The sequence below is a fragment of the Effusibacillus lacus genome, from assembly GCF_002335525.1.
GTDB classification, from domain to species: domain Bacteria; phylum Bacillota; class Bacilli; order Tumebacillales; family Effusibacillaceae; genus Effusibacillus; species Effusibacillus lacus.
In genome coordinates this window covers 13,062-19,098 of sequence record NZ_BDUF01000097.1, presented here as the reverse complement: position 1 = coordinate 19,098, position 6,037 = coordinate 13,062, and the positions used below count along the sequence as shown (strand labels likewise).

Sequence of the window (6,037 nt, the reverse complement as noted above, 5' to 3'; positions counted from 1 at the left end):
GTTTGAGGGTGTTATACGCGGAATCGACATGTTTGATTGCGTATTGCCGACGCGCATAGCACGAAACGGCACCTGTATGACATCGGTCGGAAAGATCGTAATCCGTAACGCAACCTATGCAAGGGATTGGGAGAAGCTGGATCCGAACTGTGATTGTTACACCTGCCGCAACTATTCCCGGGCCTATATCCGACACCTGATCAAAGCGGACGAGATTTTTGGCTTGCGTTTGACCAGTTACCACAATCTGTACTTCCTTGTCGATTTGATGCGAAAGATTCGGCTTGCCATAGAGGAGAATCGTCTGCTAGAATTCAAGAAGGAATTTTATTCCCAATATGGATACGATGCCTGACAGATTGGGACAAGCCCAAAGGAGGATACATACCAGTGCAAACACTAACCCAATTGTTGCCTTTTATTCTGATGATTGCGATTTTCTATTTCCTGCTGATTCGCCCTCAGCAGAAGCGCGCCAAAGAGCGAAATGCCATGCTGTCCGCTTTGAAAAAAGGCGACCAGGTCGTCACCATTGGCGGCATGCACGGCACGATCACTGAGATTGACGAAGATACCATTACCCTCAAAGTTGCGGAGAATACCAGAGTCAAGTTTGAACGTTCCGCCATTGGAAATGTTAAGAAAGAGGCACAAACGGCCGCAGCAACCGAATAACTGCCATACACGTCGAGAGGGCTGCCCTGCTTAGGTACGGCCCTCTGCATTTTTTGATCATCGAAAATCCGCTCAGACCTCGCTCATCGTCTGATATTGACCCCTACAACGCCTCCCAAAGCTCCGATTGCCGATAACAGTGTAATTTGCACTAGGTTGTGCAGAGTAAAAGAAGCGGATACGATCAGCAGCCCTAGAATGGTAATGGCCACCGAGTAGAAGAGGCCGGTCAATCCGCCATAATACCAACCTTTCTCTCCCGTTCTGCGCGCCGCTGCAAAAGACCCGGTCAACACGGCAGCCAGATTGATCACATAAGTCATTACAGGCAGCTTGGTTTCCGGAATGGATGTCCAAGTCAATACAATCGACACGAGCAAAAGGGCGCTGAATGCAACCGCAAAGGCATAGATCAGTCCGTAAAGCACGGGCGTTCCGCCCAGTCGCGGAGCCATGTCACTAAGTGATTTCCCCTTCATTGACGATTCCTCCTCCTGATTGTTAGTTCATTTTATTCACCCTAAACAACCGTTATGAATACTCGTCCCTTGTGTCATACTATCTGGAGCGCTTTGGAAACAGGAGGGAATTTTTCGGAATGAACATGGCGCACATCGGCAAGCTGGCCCTGACAACCGTTTTTGTGTACGTGTTTGTACTGGTCTCCTTGCGTCTGATGGGAAAAAGGGAAATCGGCAAATTGTCGGTCTTTGACCTGGTGGTATCCATTATGATTGCGGAGGTGGCCGCCGTTTCCCTTGATCTGGAAGAACCGATCTGGAAAGGGTTGATTATTGTTTCCATCCTGGTTTCCCTGCAGGTTCTGGTTGCGTGGATATCGCTGAAAAGCCGCCGTTTCAGGGAATTGATTGAAGGCCGCCCCACGGTGTTGATTCGGGACGGCAGGATTGACGATGCGGAAATGAGGCGGACGCGCTATTCCTTGAGCGATTTGCTGACCCAATTGCGGGAAAAAGATATTGCCCATGTAGGGGATGTGGAGTATGCCATTCTGGAAACCACGGGGAAGCTTTCCGTTTTTCCGAAAGAGGAGGCCCTGCCTGTTACAAAAGGGGATCTGCAGATCGAAACCTATCCTTTCAAACCGCCCATCGCCCTGATCGTGGACGGGAAACCGGTGACCAAAAATCTGGAGAAAATCAACAAGGACATTGGATGGCTGCATGAAGAGATCGGACATTACGGATATAAGCAAATCAAGGAAATTTTCTTTTGCAGCATGGACCACAGGGGGAGACTGTATATCGATGAAAGGGAAGAAAAGAGGACATAGGGAACAGGCCTATGTCCTCCGTCACTTCACAAACGGAATCCACTGAAGCGCCTTGGCCATCACCGGTCCCACATAAGGAATCCGATTCACCGTGTGCAGTGACAGCACACGGAGCAGAAACAGCAGCATCAGGTACACCAGCAAGCCGATGGACACACCGAAAATCACGGTGTAGCTGGAACCCATCCCTGCTGTGACCGCTTTGGCCTGCATGATGATCAGGGACATGACCAGAGTGGAGACGAGGATTTTCAGCGTGTCCGCGAGATCTACATAGAATCCGATCAAGCCTGTCACTGCCAGAAAGTAAGCACAGCAAACAATCACGTTGGATATGACAACAGCCCACGCAACCCCCATGATCCCCAACCCGGGTTTGGAGGCCAGCCAGTAGATTACAGCCAGTTTAATGGCCGAACCCACAATGGAGTAGAACATGGCGAGTCCTGCCCGGTTCATTCCCTGCAGAATGCTCGATAAGGGAGTTTTCAAATAGATGAAAAATCCGACCGGTGCCATCACTGCCAGAATGGGGCCAGCGGCGGGGGTGTTGTAGATGGCGGTTGATAACTCAGTCGCCAGCAGGGTGAATATGACAGAGGAAGGAAGCCCCATGATGGCTGTAAAACGGAATGCCTGGTATAACCTTCTCTGCACCAGTTTCGGTTGGTTCAGGGCAACCGCTTCCGAGATGGACGGAAGGATGGTAGTAGACAATGCATAAGTGAAAACGGTCGGCAGAACTAACAAGGATACGGCATATCCGGAATAAAGGCCGAAGGCTGCAGTCGCTTCCTCTTTGGTCAACCCTGAGGCAAGCAGCGCCCGGGGAATCAGCAGAGTCTCCAGCCAGTAGGCAAACGACCCGATAATTCCTGCCACCGTTACAGGACCGGCTACCTCAAACAGGGACCAGATGGTTTTGCGGAAGGGCTCCGGTTTCACATATGGAGCCATCGGAGGTATCGGAATCCGTTGCAGGCCATATTTCCGCCAATAGCATGCCGCAATATACGCCAGGTGAGTCAATTCCCCCGCCAGAAGTCCCAACATGGCGCCCGCTGAAGCTTTCACAAGATCGGGCATGCAATAATACACAATCAGAAGAGTCAGGGTGGCTCTGACGATGGTTTCCAGTATCCAGGCCACCGAAGGGGGAGTTTGGTTCTGAATGCCTTGAAAGTATCCCCTCAGGATGGACGACCAGGAGATAACCAGAATCGTTGGCGTCATGGCCAACACTGTATAATAGGTGCGGGAATCGGTGAGCAGGTGGTTAGTCAACCATGCGGCCGTTCCGAGAACCCCGATCGTAAAGGCTGTGGAAAGGACAGTCACCACAACGGTGGTGAACACCATTACCCTTTTCACTTTGCGGCGGTCCCCGACGGCAATCGCCTCCGCTATCACTTTTGAAACGGCGGTGGGCAGTCCGATGGTGGAGAGTGTCAGAATCATCATCAGCATCGGGAATACCATCCGGAACAATCCGATTCCTTCCGGTCCCACAATCCGGTTCAGGACGATCTGCATCCCCATTCCTATGATCTTGGTTACAATGCTTGCCAGCACAAGAACCATAGCGCCATGGAGGAAAGATTGTTTGCTCATCTCCAGCCGTCTCCTTGTCACATTCTCTCTACCAAACCTATGCGGACAAGTGCGGGGTTAGTCCCAAAATTCGGCGGGAGGATTTTACAAAGGAAAATCGAATTTCTAAAAGAAGAGCAATCGGGAAAAAGGGGGGCGCTCTTTTGGATGACAAGGAACTGACAGCAATGATTGAGGAACTCTGCCACTCCAAGGCAAATGAGTTTCGCCTGCTTGGCTTTGAAGTGGAAGGCGAGGACATTTGGAAGTGCGTGTCCAGCCGGTACAAGAAAGAGATGCCGCCTCTTTACCAGATCGTCAACGACATCCTGTCACTGAAAGCAAACAAATATATGAATTGGGCGATGCTGGAAGCTTACAAGGGTTGACTCCCTGGCGGGCACCGGGTTGCCGGTGTCTTTTTCATGTTGCGGTATATAAATTGACGTGTTTCAGGACAAGCCGTATACTGATTCTATTGACCGCACAGTCGTTAAGGAGGCTATTATGAAGTGGAGTAAACTGATCACGCTCTTGCTGGTACTGGCATTATTTTCGGGACTTGCAGGAACGACAACCAAGAGACTGTGGGACGGAATTCCGCTGGGGCTTGACCTGCAAGGCGGATTCGACGTCTTATATGAAGTGCAGCCCGCCGAGAAAGAACAGGTGACACGGGAAGGCGTGCTTGCCACCATGCATGCGCTTGAGAACCGTGCAAACGCCTTGGGAGCCAAGGAACCGAACATTACCATTGAAGGAACCAACCGGATCCGGGTTCAGTTGGCCGGGGTTGCCAATCAGGATGAAGCAAAACGGATTCTTGGGGAACCGGCCAAGCTGGAATTCCGCTCCCCTGACGATAAGGAAGTGCTATTGACGGGTGCAGACCTGAAAGCGAACGCCCGCTTCCAGCAAGATCCGCAAACCGGGCAAATTCAGGTTGCGGTGGAGTTCAAGGATCCCAAGAGATTGCAGGAAGTAACCACCAAGTACTTGGGGCAGCCGATGGGAATCTGGCTCAACGGTGAGCAGTTGTCGAAACCGGTTATCCAAAGTGTCCTGGTTGACGGGAAAGCGGTTATCACCGGAATGGGCGGCCCGAAAGAGGCCAACGAACTGGCAACTCTGCTGAACGCCGGTGCGCTTCCGTTTCCGATCAAGGAATTGTCCTCGATGTCTGTCGGGGCAACTCTGGGACAAGCCGCTTTGCAGAAGACCCTGTATGCGGCAGGCATTGCATTTGTCCTGATCTTTGCGTTTATGCTGGTGTTCTATCGATTGCCCGGACTGATCGCCAATATCGCTCTTCTCATGTACATATATCTGTTGATTGCCGTGTTTAATGGAATGGATATTGTCCTGACCCTGCCGGGGCTTGCCGCTCTGGTACTCGGTGTGGGCATGGCTGTGGACGTGAATATTATCGCCTACGAACGAATGAAGGATGAGTTTCGCAATGGGAAGACACTGCTGTCTGCCGTGATTATGGGCCAGAAGCGTTCCATGCCCACCATTATTGACGCCAACACCACTTCCCTGATTGCAGGTGCCATCATGCTGTGGTTTGGATCCGGTCAGGTTCGCGGTTTTGCCATTGCCCACATCATTTCCGTCTTGGCGACTTTCTTGACTGCGGTGCTTGTGTCGCGCTGGATGCTGTTGCTTCTCGTTCGTTCGAACCTGATCCGCAATCCCTGGTGGTTCGGAGCCCAAGCAAAGGAGGGCAAAACGAAATGAAGCGATTTGATATTGTAAGGAAGCGCAAATGGTTTTTCCTTGTATCCGTGATTTTGTCGATAGCAGGTATTATATCCATGCTTGTGACGGGATTTAATCTGGGCACCGACTTTAAAGCCGGAACACGCGTACAGGTGCAGCTTGGAGCCGGTTTTAACACTTCCGAGGTTGTGCGGATGTTTGATGAGCTTGGTTTGAAGGGTTCTCATCTGACAACTGCCGGCAATCAGGGAGAAGTGGCCGTTGTCCGGTTGGCTGACCAGATTACCCCGGAGCAGGAAGCCTCCATCAAGAAGGAATTGAAAGCGAACTTCCCGAACTCGCAGGATCCGGAGATCGTGTCGGTCAACCCTGAAGTGGCCAAGGAAATGACGCGCAAAGCATTTTACGCATTGATGGCCGCCTCTATCGGGATTATCCTCTACATGGCGATCCGTTTTGAATACCGATTCGCAATCTCGGGAGTGATTTCCCTGCTGCAAGTGGTATTGCTGGTTGTGTCGATTTTCGCCTTATTCCGGATTGAAATCGATTTGCCGTTTATCGCTGCGATTCTGACCATTGTTGGATATAGCATCCACGATACAATTGTGATCTTTGACCGCATTCGCGAGAAAATGAAGTTTGCCAAGGTCAAGACCAAGAGTGAACTGGAAGATCTGGTCAACGATTCCCTCTGGGAAACGATGAACCGTTCCGTCAACACCATTTTGACCGTGATCTTCGCGGCAGGCGCCC

At 51.2% G+C, this 6,037-nt stretch carries 8 protein-coding genes; 6 read left to right on the top strand and 2 right to left on the bottom strand.

Going from position 1 to position 6,037, the window contains the following annotated elements; all coding sequences use genetic code 11:
• Positions 1 to 355, top strand: a 355-nt coding sequence (locus EFBL_RS21485) for a tRNA-ribosyltransferase family protein (RefSeq protein WP_231705850.1), incomplete at its 5' end; no start/stop codon positions are given.
• Positions 356 to 390: 35 nt separating this feature from the next.
• Complete coding sequence (gene yajC, locus EFBL_RS16655; RefSeq protein WP_096183297.1) at positions 391 to 675, top strand: preprotein translocase subunit YajC; 285 nt, start codon at positions 391 to 393, stop codon at positions 673 to 675.
• A gap of 83 nt (positions 676 to 758) precedes the next feature.
• On the opposite strand, the gene EFBL_RS16650 is transcribed toward yajC, so the two are convergent.
• Positions 759 to 1,154: a TIGR04086 family membrane protein gene (locus EFBL_RS16650; RefSeq protein ID WP_096183295.1), complete on the bottom strand. Its 396-nt coding sequence runs from the start codon at positions 1,152 to 1,154 to the stop codon at positions 759 to 761.
• A gap of 119 nt (positions 1,155 to 1,273) precedes the next feature.
• On the opposite strand from EFBL_RS16650, the gene EFBL_RS16645 reads away from it, so the two are divergent.
• Entirely contained in the window at positions 1,274 to 1,969 is a 696-nt protein-coding gene (locus EFBL_RS16645; protein WP_231705849.1) for a DUF421 domain-containing protein, read from the top strand.
• Between the two features lie 21 nt (positions 1,970 to 1,990).
• Here EFBL_RS16645 and spoVB read toward each other — a convergent pair whose 3' ends face one another.
• Entirely contained in the window at positions 1,991 to 3,580 is a 1,590-nt protein-coding gene (gene spoVB / locus EFBL_RS16640; RefSeq protein ID WP_096183293.1) for a stage V sporulation protein B, read from the bottom strand.
• Between the two features lie 143 nt (positions 3,581 to 3,723).
• Between spoVB and EFBL_RS16635 the strand changes: the two genes are divergently transcribed.
• From EFBL_RS16635 to secF, 3 genes are all read left to right on the top strand, one after another.
• A complete protein-coding gene (locus EFBL_RS16635) occupies positions 3,724 to 3,948 on the top strand; it encodes a post-transcriptional regulator (RefSeq protein WP_096183291.1) in 225 nt (74 codons plus the stop codon).
• A 118-nt stretch (positions 3,949 to 4,066) separates the two neighbouring features.
• Positions 4,067 to 5,299 carry a protein translocase subunit SecD gene (secD, locus tag EFBL_RS16630; RefSeq protein WP_096183289.1) on the top strand — a complete coding sequence of 411 codons (1,233 nt, stop codon included), beginning with the start codon at positions 4,067 to 4,069 and terminating at the stop codon, positions 5,297 to 5,299.
• Positions 5,296 to 6,037, top strand: a 742-nt coding sequence (secF, locus tag EFBL_RS16625; RefSeq protein WP_231705848.1) for a protein translocase subunit SecF, incomplete at its 3' end; no start/stop codon positions are given. The genes secD and secF, both read left to right, overlap by 4 nt.